This window comes from Nocardia sp. NPDC059240 (genome assembly GCF_042753865.1).
Taxonomy (GTDB): Bacteria; Actinomycetota; Actinomycetes; order Mycobacteriales; family Mycobacteriaceae; genus Nocardia.
In genome coordinates this window covers 21,088-38,034 of sequence record NZ_JBHZAC010000012.1, presented here as the reverse complement: position 1 = coordinate 38,034, position 16,947 = coordinate 21,088, and the positions used below count along the sequence as shown (strand labels likewise).

General features: G+C 62.6%; 15 protein-coding genes and 1 pseudogene. 10 read left to right on the top strand and 6 right to left on the bottom strand.

All coding sequences use genetic code 11. The features are described from left to right. The first annotated feature begins 274 nt into the window (after positions 1 to 274). From ACFXHA_RS35365 to ACFXHA_RS35325, 9 genes and pseudogenes are all read left to right on the top strand, one after another. Positions 275 to 1,156, top strand: coding sequence for a hypothetical protein (locus ACFXHA_RS35365; RefSeq protein ID WP_379363991.1), 882 nt, complete (start codon positions 275 to 277; stop codon positions 1,154 to 1,156). A 44-nt stretch (positions 1,157 to 1,200) separates the two neighbouring features. Further along, positions 1,201 to 1,656, top strand: a pseudogene (gene rnhA, locus ACFXHA_RS35360) (ribonuclease HI); the annotation flags it as partial. A gap of 439 nt (positions 1,657 to 2,095) precedes the next feature. Beyond that, positions 2,096 to 2,692 carry a DUF4352 domain-containing protein gene (locus ACFXHA_RS35355; RefSeq protein ID WP_379363990.1) on the top strand — a complete coding sequence of 199 codons (597 nt, stop codon included), beginning with the start codon at positions 2,096 to 2,098 and terminating at the stop codon, positions 2,690 to 2,692. Between the two features lie 353 nt (positions 2,693 to 3,045). After that, positions 3,046 to 3,495 carry a hypothetical protein gene (locus ACFXHA_RS35350; RefSeq protein ID WP_379363988.1) on the top strand — a complete coding sequence of 150 codons (450 nt, stop codon included), beginning with the start codon at positions 3,046 to 3,048 and terminating at the stop codon, positions 3,493 to 3,495. Positions 3,496 to 3,629: 134 nt separating this feature from the next. Beyond that, entirely contained in the window at positions 3,630 to 4,241 is a 612-nt protein-coding gene (locus tag ACFXHA_RS35345; RefSeq protein WP_379363986.1) for a hypothetical protein, read from the top strand. Between the two features lie 191 nt (positions 4,242 to 4,432). Then, positions 4,433 to 4,717, top strand: coding sequence for a WXG100 family type VII secretion target (locus ACFXHA_RS35340; RefSeq protein ID WP_379363985.1), 285 nt, complete (start codon positions 4,433 to 4,435; stop codon positions 4,715 to 4,717). Then, positions 4,714 to 5,010, top strand: a complete 297-nt coding sequence (locus tag ACFXHA_RS35335; protein WP_379363983.1) for a WXG100 family type VII secretion target — start codon at positions 4,714 to 4,716, stop codon at positions 5,008 to 5,010. Before ACFXHA_RS35340 ends, ACFXHA_RS35335 begins: the two co-directional genes overlap by 4 nt. A 122-nt stretch (positions 5,011 to 5,132) precedes the next feature. Next, positions 5,133 to 6,497: a colicin E3/pyocin S6 family cytotoxin gene (locus ACFXHA_RS35330; protein WP_379363981.1), complete on the top strand. Its 1,365-nt coding sequence runs from the start codon at positions 5,133 to 5,135 to the stop codon at positions 6,495 to 6,497. After that, entirely contained in the window at positions 6,494 to 6,724 is a 231-nt protein-coding gene (locus tag ACFXHA_RS35325; RefSeq protein ID WP_379363979.1) for a hypothetical protein, read from the top strand. Before ACFXHA_RS35330 ends, ACFXHA_RS35325 begins: the two co-directional genes overlap by 4 nt. Before the next feature lie 26 nt (positions 6,725 to 6,750). Here ACFXHA_RS35325 and ACFXHA_RS35320 read toward each other — a convergent pair whose 3' ends face one another. From ACFXHA_RS35320 to ACFXHA_RS35305, 4 genes are all read right to left on the bottom strand, one after another. Then, the gene (locus ACFXHA_RS35320; RefSeq protein ID WP_379363978.1) at positions 6,751 to 7,248 is read right to left on the bottom strand and encodes an SUKH-3 domain-containing protein; all 498 of its coding nucleotides are present in this window, start codon (positions 7,246 to 7,248) and stop codon (positions 6,751 to 6,753) included. A 121-nt stretch (positions 7,249 to 7,369) separates the two neighbouring features. Continuing rightward, on the bottom strand, positions 7,370 to 8,548 hold the full coding sequence (locus ACFXHA_RS35315) for a DUF4357 domain-containing protein (protein ID WP_379363976.1): 1,179 nt from the start codon (positions 8,546 to 8,548) through the stop codon (positions 7,370 to 7,372). Further along, positions 8,491 to 9,957 (bottom strand): DUF262 domain-containing protein, encoded by a 1,467-nt coding sequence (locus ACFXHA_RS35310; protein WP_379364369.1) that lies wholly within the window; start codon positions 9,955 to 9,957, stop codon positions 8,491 to 8,493. Before ACFXHA_RS35310 ends, ACFXHA_RS35315 begins: the two co-directional genes overlap by 58 nt. 248 nt (positions 9,958 to 10,205) lie before the next feature. After that, complete coding sequence (locus tag ACFXHA_RS35305) at positions 10,206 to 12,128, bottom strand: UvrD-helicase domain-containing protein (RefSeq protein ID WP_379363974.1); 1,923 nt, start codon at positions 12,126 to 12,128, stop codon at positions 10,206 to 10,208. A gap of 259 nt (positions 12,129 to 12,387) precedes the next feature. Between ACFXHA_RS35305 and ACFXHA_RS35300 the strand changes: the two genes are divergently transcribed. After that, complete coding sequence (locus ACFXHA_RS35300) at positions 12,388 to 15,834, top strand: phosphotransferase (RefSeq protein ID WP_379363972.1); 3,447 nt, start codon at positions 12,388 to 12,390, stop codon at positions 15,832 to 15,834. Here ACFXHA_RS35300 and ACFXHA_RS35295 read toward each other — a convergent pair. Both ACFXHA_RS35295 and ACFXHA_RS35290 read right to left on the bottom strand, forming a co-directional pair. Next, positions 15,831 to 16,037 (bottom strand): DUF397 domain-containing protein, encoded by a 207-nt coding sequence (locus tag ACFXHA_RS35295; protein ID WP_379363970.1) that lies wholly within the window; start codon positions 16,035 to 16,037, stop codon positions 15,831 to 15,833. The two genes, ACFXHA_RS35300 and ACFXHA_RS35295, sit on opposite strands and share 4 nt — an antisense overlap. Continuing rightward, entirely contained in the window at positions 16,034 to 16,936 is a 903-nt protein-coding gene (locus tag ACFXHA_RS35290) for a helix-turn-helix domain-containing protein (protein WP_379363968.1), read from the bottom strand. Before ACFXHA_RS35290 ends, ACFXHA_RS35295 begins: the two co-directional genes overlap by 4 nt. Between the last annotated feature and the right edge of the window lie 11 nt (positions 16,937 to 16,947).

Sequence of the window (16,947 nt, the reverse complement as noted above, 5' to 3'; positions counted from 1 at the left end):
TTAGGAACTGACCACAAACTGCAGTTGAGCAATCCGGACTGGCGCTATCGTGCCGGACGATCCATTGTCGCACTCACCACGGATCGCTCCGGCAGCGGCGAAACCTCACAGTCCCCGCGTCTACTCGTCATCGAAACAGCCGGACAGGAATTTAGCCAACTACCAGGCCAAACCAACGATCTCCCCCGCCAAACCTGCGAACCCTTCATGCCGAACCCGTTCATCCAGCAGCCCCCTGCGCCCCTCCCTGCCGGCAAGTAGCGATCGGAGCCAGTTGAGCGCCTCCGACCGCGAGCGGCGTGAGCAGGCCGCCGAGGCTGTTTCCAGACTCATCGCGATACTGCACGATGAGGCTCGGTCCAATGAAATTCTGCTGCGGCGCAACAGGTTTCTCGATATCGAAGACCTGCTGGCCGACCGCGAACTCACCGACTCCGAGGCACTTCACGCGGCTGCCGAACACGTGCGGGCGATACATCAAGGCGGCCGCAGCTTCACCGATTTCTACCTCGCCCGACCGGATTTCGAGGAGCAACGGCAGCTCAACACCATGTTCGAGGCGGAGTGGACTCGGCTATGGGATGCGGTCGCAGACCCCGAACCGATACAAACTCCGGCGATCAACATTCCCGGCGCGCGAAAGAACTTGCGGGCGAGTGCCTTCCGCAGTTGGCTACTGCTGCTCACCGGCATCGGCTCCGCGGTACTCACCGTGTTTCTGATCAACAAATCCACGAATCCAGGCGCCCTACTCTCCTTCGGCACGACGTTCTTCGGCGTGGTGGGGATTCTCGGCACGGTGTTCGGCATCACGGCGATGCGGGTTCACCGCCGCAAATCCGTGTCGCTACGCCGCAACCCGTGGACCGCCTGGCCGATCACCTACATCCGCACCGCCCGCAACGAATGGGTGACCCTCCTGAGCCCCAACGGCAAACCCGTGTGCTCACTCCTCCTCAGCACCTGGCCCCACCAACTCGGCAAACTCATCAACCACCAAACCCCCGAGATCTGGTTCGCCGGCGACCCCCACCGCTTCGGCGTCATATCCCGCCCAGGCGGCACCGACCTCCGCTACGCCTACTTCTCCCGCCTATACCCACCCCCGCAATTCACCTTCCGCGACAACCGCCATGACACCGAGCCACCCGAGTGAGATGTAATGGTGCGAACCAGGATCGGGAGGAAGGCAGGGGCGGCATGGAGGTCCAGATCTACACCGACGGTGCGTGTAGTCCGAATCCCGGACCGGGCGGCTGGGGCGCGATCCTGCGCCATGGCGACCACGAGCGGGAGATCTTCGGCGGTGACACCGGGCCGACAACCAACAATCGGATGGAACTGACCGCGCCGATCCAGGCCCTCGGATGTCTCACCCGAACTTCACAAGTGCGGATCTTCACCGACAGCACCTACGTGCGGAACGGCATCACGTCGTGGGTGAAGAAGTGGCAAGCCAACGGCTGGCTCACCCAGAACAAGGAACCGGTCAAAAACGAAGACCTGTGGAAGCAACTGCACGCCTTGTGCTCCGAGCACCAGGTCGAATGGGAATGGGTCAAGGGCCACGCCGGCCATCCGGAAAACGAGCGCGCCGACCGCCTTGCGGTACGAGGCATGGTCGAAGAAGGCGGCGGCTCAGCCAAACAACCCGGCGAACGTACGCCACGAGCTCCCCGCCAACCATCGATCACCTCGGCCAAATCCGCCACTCCCGCGAAACCCTGTGGTGCAGTGACCAAGACGGGCAATCCATGCGCGGTGCCAGCCGGCGCTTCCGGCCTCTGCCACGTCCACGACCCCAACCTGCAATGCGGTGCGATCAACGCAAAAGGCAAGCCGTGCACCACCGCCACCGGTGGCGGCCGCTGCAAATCGCATTACGACGTACCGGTCGCGAGCATCGACGTGCATTGACTGGCATCGCACCGAATGCGACATCACCGGCAAATCGCGCATCCTGCAGCAGATTTGCACAATACGGACATAAATAGCGATTTGGTATAACCATGTTATGAATCGGCCGCAGCGGTCGATGTGCCGGTCACAGCGCAACTAACTTGTTGCTCACGGAACCGGCAAGGAATCAATGACCATGTCCGATCCACAGTTCCCCCAGCCGCCGATGCCCGGGCAGTATCCGCAGCCCGGGTACTACCCGCCGCCGAAGAAACGTAAGGTCTGGCCGTGGGTGCTCGGTGGCTTCCTCACGGCAATCCTGCTGCTCTTCGGCGGCTGTGCCGCCCTGTTCGGCAGCGCCGCGCACGAGATTGCCAAGCAAGAGAACAAGCGCACCACCGCAGCACCCGCGGGTTCGGAAGTCAGCGACGGCAAGTTCTCTTTCATTGTCACGCAGGTCGATCCGCCGGTCGATGTGGTCGGCACCGATGAGTTCATGCGCAGGCAGGCGCAGGGCGAGTTCGTGCTGGTGCACGTGACCGTCACCAATACCAGCAGCGTTGCGCAGACCTACTTCGGCGAGAACCAGAAACTCATCGATGACCAGTCCCACGTCTACTCCAACGACACGACAGCCGAACTGAACCTGAACAAGGACCTCGCCACCCAGATCAACCCGGGCAACAAGGTTTCGGTCGTCATCGCCTTCGATGTACCCAAGGGCACGGTAGCCACCGCAGTCGAGTTCCACGACTCGATGCTCTCCGGCGGCGCCCGCGTCGCCCTCAAGTAGCAGGTGCCAACGTCCGGTCGCCCTCTGCCGCAGGCAAAGTCACTGAGAAAGGTCCGGGCCTCGTCTCAGAACCGTGTGAGATTGTCACGGACCTCGTCATCACCACCGGTGACGGAGCATTCACCGGTGTCTGGATCCAGTGTGTAGGAGAAGTGGAGAGACACAGAGGTTTTCGCAGCCGCCAGGGTGAGTGCATATATGCCGGAGTCGATGCCGGTCGACTCGCCGATAGCCAGAGATTCGTATGCGGAAATCTGGTTCTCGGCAACGAACTATCACGGACTGGGGTACCTCGGGCCCCAGCCACACAGTCCGAATTTCCGACAACCGTCCATCATCCGGAGGAGTCCCACGTGGCAGGCTCGGCACAGCGCAGGTTCGAGGAGATCGCGCAGAAGGCGCGCCGTGCTCAAGAGGCTATCGACCGGATCCGCGGCACGATCAAGATCGCAGGGGTTCGGATCGAAGTCGCGGCCGACGGCCGGATCACCGGGTTGGAGCTTGCGGACCAGGCTCTCGCGAAGACGATCGTCTTCGCGCACTCGCAGGCACTCGACCAGGCGAAGGAGCAGGTTGCCGATCATCGGCGACCACTCACCGATGATCCTGCAGTCTCCTCGATCCTCCGCTTCCTCATCGCCGAGGAAGCAGCCCCCTCGCCCACGCAACAGGACAGCACTGTGTCGACCGCCGTCGGCGGGCCGATTCCGCCGAAAACCCCCGCACCCGAACCGTGGGACGACCCCGACTACCAGAACCCCTTCGCACTGCCACGCCACATCCGACGCCGATACGGAATTTGAACCGACAGCCTCTGAGGCTTCGAATCCTTCAGTCATTCATGCACTTCGACAGCCAGGCTGTGAGGCCGCCGCCATACTGAGGGTGTGAGCCGGCAAGGGGCGGACTGGCTGGCGGTGCATCGAGGGAGTGGATCATGGCCCAGGGTGAGGAGTCGGCCGGATTTCGAGGCGGGGAGCCATCACGGCTCAGGACATTGGCTCAGTTGCGGGCCGAAGGGCTCGTACCCAAGACAATTCAGAAGCCCGCAGCCTATCTCGAGCGCATCATTGACGGAGATGTCTGGCGCACCGAGCTTTACGACGCTGCTGCCGCCGAAGCGACTGCGGGACCGGCCCTCGCCCCAGACCGACCGGGATTCGGCTCGATCCTTCCTGGACAAGCTCTCGTCGTGGTGGGCTGGACCCGCCACTCACTACCTAATGTCGACGGTCGGCGGGTGGACTTCGATCGACCGACGAAACTCCACGCCAGCACCGACCGGATCCATACCGTATGCCGAGTCCTGATTCCGGAAATCGCGGACGTCGTCACCGACGACACGTCCGTCTGGCATCTCCATGTGACCTGCTACAACTGCGCGTTTCGCCTCTGGAAGACCCATGCTCCCGAGGGTTTTTGCCGGCCACGCAATGGCGACGACTTTCCTCCGCAACGGATCTGCGGACACGGAAACCGCGTGGACGAGTGCCTCGTGTGCGTGTCGCCGGGTACATCGCGCACGCTGGCGGACGAACCTCCGTTCTGAGGATCGCAGCGCTCAATCGTGGGTCGTGACGACCACATCAACACGCCAACGACCAGCCGACATGTTCACCTGATCGCCCTCTACCAACCAACGCATGATTGCTGCCGTGTTGCGCTATGCTCGCCCGCGCGGGAATGGAGGAAGTGATGGGGGTTGGATCGGAACCGGCTGGTCCTGGGAATTTCGAGATCGTGCCTGAGGATGTGCGCGTCTTCGGGCGGATCGCGTACCAGGTCGCCGAACAGTTACGGGAGGCGACCGCGACCCTCGACAGGGAGGTGCGAGGGCTGCGGAGTTCCTGGACCGGGGTAGCGGCCGACTCGTACGGCACGGGCTGGAACGAAGTGCACGCCGGAGCCGTCGAAGCATGGGAAGCCCTGTTAGAGCTGGCTGGGAAACTCGGTATCACCGCGGACGCCCTGTCTGCCACTGATACCGCAGTCGCCAGCGGCGTGGAAGCACTGGAGCTGCCGTGAACAGCAATGACTACTCGGTCGACCTGAATCACATCGATCAGGTGACCACCCGGATTCGCACTTTTGCCGAATACCTGACCGACCACCTCACCGAGCTCGAACTTCGAGCACAGCAATTGAAGCCTTCGTGGACCGGCGAGGCGGCTGCGGCCTACGACCATGCGCACGGAGAGTGGATCAATGCCGCCCGGGCGGTACACACAGGATTGAAGCAGCTGGAGGCTGCCGCCCGCGCCGCGCACGGCAACTACGGCAACGCGACCAGTGCGAACACCCGGATGTTCGACGTATGAGCCCAACCACGACCGTTTCTCCGGATGCACTGACAGCGGCGGGCGCTGCACTCATCACCGTCTCGGGTGGCGTCTCCACTCAGCTGTCGGCGCTGCAGACCGGCCTCTCCGACTGTGGTGGCATGTGTGGTGACGATCCTGCCGGGGTCGTGCTCGCCCACGCCGTGGACAAGACCGGCCGCCAGCTGATGGACGCGCTGACCAATCTCGTCAACGGCACCGCTCGCATCGGCGATGCGGTCACAGCATGCGGCGCCAATCACGGCAACGCCAACAGCTCGTCGGACATCAACTCCCGCAACGCCTGCGTCATCCAATTCCCGCTCCCGACACCGGCGCTCGCGGTGAAGTACCCGCCGACCAGCGAAGGCGGTGGCGGGGAACCGTTCTTCGCCAAGGCTATTGAATCCTTGGTCGGCATCGTGTGCCCGAACGGGCACCAGGACAAGCTGCGCGCGGCCGCTACCGACTGGCGCGCGATGAGCGCCGAATGTACCAGCGCCGCAGCTGGTCTCACCAGTCCGTCCAATGCCGTAGCGATGCAGGAAATCACCGAAGGCGAGCAGATCGGTGCCGCGATCACAGCGCTCCGAGACTGGCTCACCAATACCGCGGCATCGTGCACAACCCTTGCGGGCCAACTCGATCAGTACGCCGACCACCTCGACTCGGTGCATCAGGCGTTGAAGGATCTGGCTGCCAAGATCGCGAAGCCATCGTCGCTGTTGAAGGGTGTCGTCCACCTGTTCACCGGTGGCCACGACGGTGTCGCCGACGACATACGCACGGTCTTGCACAATTTCAAGGCCGAAGCCGACGCCCTCGCCACCTTGGTCGCCGCGGACGTCGCTGCGCTCGAACAGGTTACCGAGGGCGCGGCGCGCTACGCCGGCATAGTGCTTTACAACGTGGCCGCCGACCTGGTCAACATCGTCGCTTCCTATGGCAATGCGATCCAACAAGATCCGCTGCGAATGGGGATCGACATGGCGACTACGGCAGCCGGTGTCGCGACCATGATTCTCGGCGGCGGTGGCGAAGTCCTCGGAGCCGGTCTCGATCTCACGGGTATCGGTGCCGTCGCAGGGGTTCCGATCAACATCGCCTCCGCTGGAGTCATCGCCGCAGGCGCGGGACTCACAGGTTTGGGCGTCATCGACGCCACCCGCGACGCTCGCGCGCACATGGTCACACCGATGGCCAGCAAGAACCCAGGCGGCGGGCGACAAGTCATGCGTGAACCCGCACCCGGCAGTCTCAAGGCATTCCCGGACGCGAAGACCGCCAAGCCGAAGACACCGGTGCAGGGTGGTGGAGGGCGGCGACCCAGGTGGGTCGATGGCAAGGGCAAGATCTACGAGTGGGACTACCAGCACAAGACTGTCGAGGTCTACAGCAAAGACGGAAAGCGCCATCTCGGCGAATTCGATCCCGAGACCGGCGTCCAGACCAAACCGGCTGATCGGAGCAGGAGCGTGGAGAAATGAAGCTCATTCTGATGGGTTTCGACAATACGACCGAGACTCTGTCCGAGGATTTCGACGTCACCCGAATCGGTCTCGATGCCGCCGTCGAAATCCTCGACATCGCGATCGAGGAGTTCGTCGGCGACTACGAGCTGGATGCCGCTCAGCTGGCGAGGATCTCAGAGCTGACCGACCTCATACTCGACCCAGCGGTCCGCGACTACTTCCTCGGTCTGCGAGCCGACTGAGCGATAGCGTCCCCTGCCATGAAGATTCACACTCGAACGGGTCGGCGTGGGCGGGTGTGGTTGTAGGTGAGCATCGCGATCGGGGATCGGTGACGCCGAATAGCGAGATCCAAGGCTTGGGGGAAAGTGCTGCCCAGCAGATGGAGGCCACGGGGACCGTCCGATACGACAGCTCCATTGTCGAGGATCAGGAGAAAGGCGGTGCCAGCCGAGTTGACCGCAAGGGGGGTCATTCGATGGCCGATGCTCAGCTCGAGATCCGCGTAGCGCTCGTACATCCCACTCCCGACATCCACCGGATCGAAGAACAGTGTTTCGGCGTGCAGACCGGCGTCGGGAGTCTCCGGGACATGAAGGGCCAGGTTTCCGAAACCTTCGAGGATGGCGGCCGCGGCCGCAGTCACCTCATAGCCCTCCCCTTCGAGACGGTCGACCCACATCGAAATGTCGATCCTACGGGCCGGGGTCCAGCCCGCAGCGGTGACAACCTGTGTCGTAATGGGATTCGGCCAGAAGAAGCGCATAGTGGATATTCGGCACGGGAAGTCACGGTGCATGTCTCGATTTGATCGAAATTGTCCCGCTACGCCGAACCAGGGTCGCGTCTACGCGTCCGGAGACGCCCAGTCCTCCGACACCACTTGACTATTCGGCACCAAGCCCGGCCCCGCGGCCCTGCCCATCCTGCCAAGCACCGTAGGTAATACCGCTCCCCCGAACCTTCCAATCGAGACGCCCGTTGGTCGGCCTGCCGACAATCATGGCAGCCGCGGCCGACGGAGCACGAAACACATAGTCGCGGGTGAAGACCGCATGCCGACCATCGCTGGTCACGAATATGACACCGATATCCTCGAGTTGCTTCCGAAGCGGGCCATAGCTGTGATTACCTCCGGCCCACACCGGTCGCGCTTGGGAACCGGCACGGACGGTGAACTCACCGTCAATGATTTGCGCCACCGCGGTCAGATCTTGGGATATCATCTCGAACTCGGGCGAATCCGGATTCGGTTCGAACGCTGCCTCCTGGGCTACGCCCGGGCGCTGGCTGGAAATTGCCAGCGGCAGACCGTGTTTGCCCCAATGCTCTTCCTTGTACCGCTCCATGTCATCGCCCTGCAGCAAGGTCGTGGCATTTCCGCGACGCGCCCAGAATTCCGTCCTGCCATCGCCGCCGACCGCCTTGGTCGCCTTAACGAACACCGGCCGCATAGCCGGAGCGACGATAATCTGACACACACGCTTGCCGTCGATCTCGGGGAAAACCATTCGAACGTTCGCTGCGGTTGTGACCGACAAGTGGCTCCTGAGCAGCTCTTGCAAGCGCAGTTCGTACTTGTCGAGGTCGCCGACATCGATCGACGCCATGTCCCGGCTCAATCCAACAGGGGTGCCACTGTCCTCGACGCCGACGAACAGCGACCCACCATCGGAGTTCAGCAGTCCGCAGACTGTTTTCACGATGATGTGCTTGCGCTGCGGTTCGGCCTGCATCGTCTTCAGATCCAGGAACGCCGAGGCCTTGAACTCGACCGTTTGCGATTCGCCACCGGCGATCAGTTCGGCCGGCGGCGCCGATTGCAGAACCTCGACCGGAGCAATGCCATGTTCCATCACGGTAGCGATCAGATCCAGTAGCACCCGCTCGCGTTGCGCGATATACGACTCGAAATCGTCGTGCTCCAGGAGATCTGGGTTGACGAGGTGAGTGGCGACCAGTGACCGAAGTGTCGGTTCGTCGATCGCCCCGATCTTCGACAACTTCTTCAGATAGCTCGACGGCGAGGCGCCACCGAGGATGTGCCGGTTGGTGTAGGCCGACAACGGGGTCTTGTTGATGATCGAGTCGTAGAGCGCACGATCGAGCCCTTGCTTGGCACACCACGACTGCGGAAGACGTGATGGATGTCGATGGCGTCATCGACATAGGTGGCGGCGTTGATCTGGTTGCCGCTGCACCAGTCTCGCGCGCCACCGGCCAGCAGCAGAGCGTAGACGCCCTTGTATGCGGCGCTGTTTCGGGTGCGCAGAGTCCGGAGCCTGCCGGGAGCGAACTGGGCCTCCGACACCGTACGAGGTTCGATCGAGGTCCGGCCCAGTGCCCAATCGACGACCTCGGGAAGGTCTCGCGCGAACCGGGTCTCGGTTGTGCCGCTGTATAACTCACCGAAGACGCCGCACCAGTACCACCGCGTCACCTTTTGCTGCACTTCGTAGGTGTTCCAGGCGGTTCCGAGTGCGGCACAGATCGCGGCCAGCGGAATCAACTGGGCGCCATACGGCACGAACTTCACGTCGAAGATGTACCTGCGATGGAGGAATTTCGCGGCACCGAGTAGACCGTTCACGATCTCCTCGCTGCACTTCTTGAAGTCGTCGAGCGGCAGCCGGAGCATGTCGACTCGCCGACACCCAATCCGCGGCCCGTCGGAGACACCCGCCGCCTCGCGTCGTCGATACGTGGCGAGGAGCGTAACGGCTTGCAGGAAGTCGGTCTCAGCTACCTCGGACAGAACACGGAACTTGCCGTCGTCCCAGTGCATTCGGCACTGATCCCAGTATTGGCGAAGGTTGAACTCCTCCGCCGCATAGGTCGCGGTCAGAAGCTCGAATACGGTCAGCGTGACACCGCCGGTGTTGACCTTCTCGAAGACCTGACAGACAGCTTCACGGGGAGTGGTTGCGGACAGCTCGATCACCGGCACCAGGTACTGCTCGAACTGTTTGATGAACCGCTTGTTGAAGGTCTGCCACAGCACATGAGCCTCACGCTCATAGCCGTTCAGCTCCGTGAACTTGAAACCCCAATCGTCGGCATCGAACACCTGCCGCATCGGGAACAGTCCGGCTCTGCACTCGTCGTCCATCGTCGACAGGTCCAGCTCGGTTCGTCCGAAGTTCGCCTTGAGCTTGCGGTCGGCAGGAATGAATCGAAATGCCTCGTCCTGGTCGACGTCATCGCCCAGGACAGCCTTCATATCAACGTAGAACCAGCCTTCGATACGCCGTCCCTTCCCGTCGACGGTCACTACCGGAGTGTCCAGCATCAACGCCTGGTACAGCGAGGTGATTCGCTGCTGTCCGTCCAGAAGCAGCTGCGCGGCAATCACGTTGCCGGACAGCTCGACTCCCTCGATGGGCCGCTGCTTGAACCGAGTCGTGCCGCCCGCTTGCAACATCATCAGCGTGCCCACAGGGAACCCTTGCGACACAGAGCTCAACAGGCCGCGGATGTTCGATTCTGGTCACACCCATCCGCGCTGGAATTCCGGCAGCTGGATCTGCCCCTCACGTGCCTGCTCCAACAGGCCACGCAGGAACGGCTTCTTGATCTCGAAAGCCTCAACGCTCAACGATGTTCATCCCCTGGACTCGGCGACCGCGCGACGTCGGTCAGCGCCCCGACTGTAGCAGCGCGAAATTCAATTACGTTGTACAACTTAGGAATACGACCACTCGGTCCGTGGACCGAGCGCCGATCTCACCCCTGAACCTGCCCAAGCCAGACATATTCCCGGGCTCTCGTGATGGCGACGAATCGCTGATTGGTCACCAAATCGGCGCGATCGCGACCGGCATCGCTGAGTGGCTCCGCGGGAAGCGATTTCAAGTTGAACGGATGAAGCACCGCCCGGAAATCGAGTCCTTTGGCGCGATAGACAGTGCCGATCTTGAGAACCTCCTGGTCTACACCGACGTAGTCCTCCAGATTCTGGAACCGCACATCCCAACGCCGCAATGCCGCGCAATAGCGCTTCGTCTCCTGGTTCGTCAGCGTGAGGAGCGCCGTCGCGGACAACGGGATCCCCCTTGCCGCGATCACTTTCAACTGAAGCCGAATCTGTTCCTCGACTTCTTCGTCGCTGCCACTCCACGTTTCCGCTACTCCGCCGCGCAACACGGTCTCGGAGCGACTCAAGGCGATACCGGCATCGCCATCGAGGTCATCGACTCTCGTCCTTCCTTCGAGGGAAGCGGCCAGCGCCAGAACCACATCGCAGTTGCGGTAGTTGACCCGAAGCAACTCGCCTCGACCGACGATCGGAATGCCGGCGTCCGAGAGCTTCCACTCGCCCGCGTAGATCTTCTGCTGCCCATCGCCGACCAGCAGCAACGCATTCGGGGCATCCCCGGTCAAGGCGTGCACGAGTCGCAGTCCGAGCACCGACATGTCCTGCACCTCGTCGACGACAACCATGTCGTAGAGCTCGTCGAGTGGATTCTTCCGCAGCTCGATCAGGGTATTGGCAATGAGGTCGTTGGAGTCGAGGAATCTCTGACGTTGGCGAATCTGCTCGTATTCGTAAAACAGGTCCCACACAGCCTTTTTCGCGGAACCTTGAAGTTTGCCATGCCTGCCGCGACGATCGAGCTTCGCGTACTCGTCGAAATCGTGGATACCGCGGCCCTTGATCAGCCGGTCGACCTCGTCGCGCCAATAGCGGTTGTCGGGTTCGATCTCCGCGAGCGGGCCACGACTTCCCACACGCGACCAGGCGAGGTTGAAGGCGTTGTCAGCGAGAGGGCTTCGAGTCTCGTAGGGCTCGCCCCGTCCCTTCATGAACTCACGGGCCCAGGAATGCAGGTTCGTGAACTCGGTCCGATCCATCACGTCGGGAGGGGCCAACTGCACGAAGGCCCGCTCTTGGCACTTCGGCAGGTTCTTTACGAAGGTGGTGAACAACAGTTTGCCGGTGGTCTTCCGAGCTCGCCTAGCCATCCGATGCAGCGCGACAACCGTCTTGCCGGTTCCCGCCGGGCCCGCGATGCGCGCGGGACCGTTGTAATTCCTTGCCACGAGTGCCCGTTGGGCCGGGTCGAGGAACGTCATCCAGGTCGGGAACGGCTTTCCGAGTGCTTGCGCGCGCTCGTCCTCGAGCAGTCGCTCGGGATCGATCAGTCCAACGTCGTCCGATGGTTTCTGGGCCGCGGGCTCGTCGAGCGACAGCAATGTGTACCCGCGATCGCGCGCCGAGACCATCTCCGCGATCCGACCGGAGACGCCGCGATCCAGGCGTGCCTCACTCTTGAACAGCGACTGGTAGTCCACTTCACTGACCAGACGGATATCGCCGCGGGGTCGTATCCGGGCATGCGGTGCGGTGACCAGCACGAGTTCGATCGTCTCCGGTACGAACACGTTGCGGTTGTTCCCCACTGGGAGATCGGAAAAGAGTAGTTCGGCGTGAGTTTCGATGTCGTGGAGGCCGGATGCCTCGGGCAGGTCATCATCGAACACGAGCCCGAAGACGCCACCGGTACCGACAAGAAATGCGTCTGCGTATCCCGATGCGGGTACCTGCGCGTCTCGAACGAGCAGGTACCAACCGCGACGCCCGTCGGCGAGCAGCCCACCCAATACGTTCCTGGCCCGCGCCGACGTCGGACCCGTCGTGGCCAACACCTTCTCTGCCTTCAGTCGGCGTATTTCTCGGTCATGACCGGTTCTACGTGCCACCGCGAGACCCCCATTCGCTTGCGACGACCGCCGCTCCCTGACGAGCGACATTCCAACAGACTGACGCAATTCCTCTGCTAGCCACAAGTTCCGGTCGGTTGGTTTGTTAGCCACAAATTGTCGCGTGTGAAATGACTGAACCCCACTCTTTCGAACTGATCTTCAGGGACAATCACACTGTGCAAAGGGCGAGGGGGAATGCCTTATGGCGCTGATCGCACGCTATCGACCGGGCGCGATCGACCGGCCGTTTGTCAACCGGGACAACGCGATTGCCCAGTTCGATCAGTTGCTGGCCAACGCCTCGGACACGCCGAAAGTCCTCCTACTCACCGGAGTCGGTGGGATCGGCAAGTCACGGCTGTTGGCCGAGCTCCGTGCACGGGCCGCCGCTGAACACCCTTCTGCGATAGTCGATTTCCAGGTGCCGAGCCACCGCCAGTCGATCGAAGCACTGGCAGTGCTGCGGTCGCAGTTTGGTTCCCGGAAGATCAAGTTCCACCGATTCGACATCGCCTATGCGGTGTTATGGCAGCGGCTACACCCACACCTGCGGGTCAGCTTCGAGTCGCTGGCCTTCGCGCAGAACAGCGAGGTGCTCACCGAGATCCTCAACGATGCGACGGGTATCCCAGTCTTCGGCACCGCGGCTCGTCTACTGGAAATCGGGACCCGAAAAGCAAAGCGGTCGTATCGCATTCGCCACGATCAGGTTCTTCAGGAGCTGGACAAGCTCACACTGAGCCAGCTGGAAGCCGCCGTTTCATACCTCTTCACGGCAGATCTCGCCGAGGACACCTCCGAGCGTCCACCCTATGTCGCGTTCTTCGATGCGTACGAGGCGTTGGTCGGCGGTATCGGCCGGATCGGCCGGGCCGCGGTGTCGGACGGATGGCTCCGTGACATCGTGGCGCAGCTGGACAAGGGGCTGGTCGTGATCGCCAGCCGGGAACCACTCGGCTGGGAGCGGCATGACCGCGAATGGACCGACCGCATCGAGACGGTGGCGATCAACGACCTGACAATTCCCGATCGACACCGTCTCCTCGAAGCCTCCGGTGTGCTCGATCCGGACGAGCGGGAATCGATCGCCACCGCGAGCGCCGGCGTCCCCTTCTACCTGCATCTCGCGATCGATGCACGGGCTTATGTCGGTACCTCCCCCGATTTGGTTTCGCCTGGAGCGATCCTGGAGCGATTCCTCCAGCACGTCGGACCGGACGAGATTCGGACACTCGAGCTGCTGGGCCTCCCCCGAGTCTGCGACTTCGAGATCTTCACCCGCGTGGCAACGGCTTTCGGGCTCCCGGCCCACCTTCCAGCCTGGAAGTCGTTGATCAGCTACTCGTTCGTCCATCCAGCCGAGCAGGACCGCGCCGAAGGCCGCTTCCAGCTGCACCAGCTCATGGTGACGGCGTTGCGGCAACGCCTGGACAACGAGGTAGCCGTTACGCTTCACGATGTGCTGCACAGCCTCTGGCGGGACCGCGCGAACTCGGGATCCGACCGCGCCGCCGCGCTGCTCGAGGCCTGCTACCACGGGTTGCGCGCCGGGACGCTGACGGCCGTCGCGCTACTCGACTATGTGGACCGCATCGCAGCGACTGGCGGTAAGCACGGTATCGACGCAGTGCGCGTCGACTTGAATGAGTTCCTGGCCGCCGACGGCGCCAACCGATCGGATACTCCCGAACTGCGTGAACTGACACGATATTTGGCGGCCGAAGGAGCGATCCTTCTCGGCGATGCCAAACAAGCCGACGAAATCACCGCGACGATCACCACGGACCGAACCGGACCAATCGCCGAACGCTTGGCTCTCGCCGCGGCCAACGCCCGCCGCATCCTCGGTCGCACCGACGACGCACTGGCCATGTACACCGCATTGTGGGCGAACGGAGCCGGTCGCGTTCGGCTCGACGCGGGCTTGTGGGCCGCCGATCTGCACATGTGCCAGGGACGCTTCGCGCAGGCCGTCGAACTGTGCGACCGGCTCAGCGACCTCGCGGGCGCCGACGATCACGAATTCCTCGGCAACATAGCCAGATTGCGACACCTCACCTACCGGATGGCCTTCGACACCGACACAGCCGCACGGTATCTCACCGACGCCGACACCCAGTACGCCGCAGCGGGAAGCGTTGTTGGACAAGCGAACATCGCAACCAACCGAGCCGAGCTACTCGCCCTGACCAACCCCGCCGAGGCCATCGCCGCCTCAGCCACAGCCATCACGATCCAGCGCGAACTCGGCGCACTCCACGAACTCGGCAAGGCACACACCGCACTCGGCATCGCCCACCTGACGCTCGGCGAACTCGACGCAGGCGAACGCGCCTTCGCCGACGCCTGCGAAACCCTGGACCGCGCCGGCTATCGCTCCGGCCGGGCCCGCGCGGAACTGTTCCGATCCGGCGTCCACGCCCGCCGCGGCCAGCGAGCCGAAGCAGTGGCAGGAGCCCGGTGGGCAGTCTCCGAACTCGAAGCCGCCAACGTCTACCCGGCCCTCGTCCTCCTCGCCCGCGCCGTGCTGGCTTTGTTCGGATGGTCCGACCCCGCGGTCTCCCTCGCCGCCGCTCGGGCACTCACCCGAATCCAGGCCCCAACACCAGATCTCGACCTCGACCGCGCGGCACAGCACATCTTCGCCAAGGTCCTGGGCATCGACCCCGACGCCTACTACCGCGAAGCCATCTCCCGAACCGACTCCGCCGCAGGCTATTACAACCACAACATCCGCGTCGAATCCCCCTCCGGCCCGGTCAACGTCCGAATCCCCGTAGACGGCGCCGACGTGATGGACCTCCGCCTGTGGCCAGAAGTCCACGTCCTCCGCACCATCGAACCTTTCGTCTCCGCCGCACCCCGAGTCCGCTGGGAATCCACGAATCCGGCCTACCAACTCCAAGACCACATCGACGGCGACCTGCTCGACCACATCGCACCCCGCGGCCAGGCAGTCCCGGCGTGCGTCCCCCGACACGTCGCCCACCTGTTCGCAGAACTCCGCACGATCCCCCGCAAACTACTGCCCACCGCCCCACGCCCGCTCTCCGACGACCCCTTCGCCTTCGCCAACCAGCTTTCCGACGTGACACGCAGGGTCTTCCGAGAGAATCACAACGACTTCGGCCCGCTCTACCGACAGCTCGGTGTACCCGAGGATCCCTTCGCCACCATCGAAACAGGCTGGCGGACACTAGAAGCCCGCCCGTTCCGCTTGGTCCACGCCGACGTCCACCGAAAGAACATGATCATCCGAAACGGGTCCGAAGTCGTATTCCTAGACTGGGAACTCGCCCTGTACGGCGACCCTGTCTACGACGTGGCCACCCACCTCCACAAAATGGGCTACCAGCCAGACGAATACGCGACCTTCCTCAGCCAGTGGGCAATAGCCGAACCCGAGGCGGCTGCCGGCCGCTGGGAAGCCGACCTTCGAATCTACCTAAGCCACGAGCGAATCAAGTCCGTCATCGTCGACTCCGTCCGCTACGCCAAGGTGCTACGGGAAGGCAACCGACCCCCAGACCAAGAAGCCGCCCTGGTCACGAATCTGCTAGGAAAACTCGCACTAGCCCAAGAGGTTTGGGGGCAGCCTCAGCGGTTAGAACCGGCATCCGTCGAATCGGCACTCCGAGCCAGCATCTAGGGCTGATCGAAGCTGCCAGCCTGTACGGCATGAGTAAAGCGGTCCCAGGCCAGGCCATCAAAGACCAAGACCGGGCTGGACTCTCCTAGCTTGGAGTCCCGCACCGCAACCCGACCGAAGCGTAGATGAGCAGCTTCGACACAGGCCTCACCCCCGGCGCTCCAGCTGCTTTTGAACCAACGTGCTTCGATCAGATCTTTCACGCTTCGAACTCCTTCGCTACCAGTCGGAGCAGATGCTTGCTGTCTGCCCTGTTCAGTGCTGCCCGGCCAAGCCCATTGTGCGCCTGCATGAATCGCTCCACCACTGCACCATCGTCGTAGTAGAGCCGCGAGCCGTAGGATTCCGTGTAGACCGTTGTGGGCTCAATCGGCTCGTTGATCGTGGGGTCGTTCGGGAACCGAAGGATGACGAATGGCCCCGGGGCCGTTCCAAGCGGGAACCCAATACTGAAGGGGATGATTCGGACGTTGACATTTGCCGGACCATCAGCGAGCTTCCGCAACTGAGCGGCCATCACCCTCCGATGCCCGACTACCCGACGAATCACCGCCTCGTCGAGGATCAAGTCCATTTCCACTGGAGACAAACGGCGTGTCATCGCCGTCTGCCGCTGCATACGTACCTGAATGCGCTGTTCGATCTGCATCGGTGTTTCCGAGCCGAAGAAGATCCCGTCCAACGCTCGCGCGTAATCGGCTGTCTGCACAGCTCCTGGTACAAGATCGGACTGATACATGATCACTTGTGCCGCAGCCGATTCCAGGCTCACGTACGTTTCGAAGTCATCCGGAATCAGATCGTCATAACGATGCCACCACGCCCGCTCATCCACAGGTCGCATCCGCTCATCCGCTTCCTTCGCGAGCGCCTGAAGAGCCCTCATCTTGCCCCTCGGCGCCCCGTAGACCTTGCACAGCGCCTCGATGTCCAACAGCCGAATCCTGGGACTCTCCCCCTTCTCCAGACGCTGTAGCGTGCCTGCCCCGCGCTCAATGAGCCTCGCAGCATCGGCAATGGAAAGCCCTGCGCCCTGCCGCATCTCACGAAGTTGCCGACCGAGCTGCCGACGAGGAATCGTGGTCGGATTCTTGCCACTCATTAGCGTTGCTC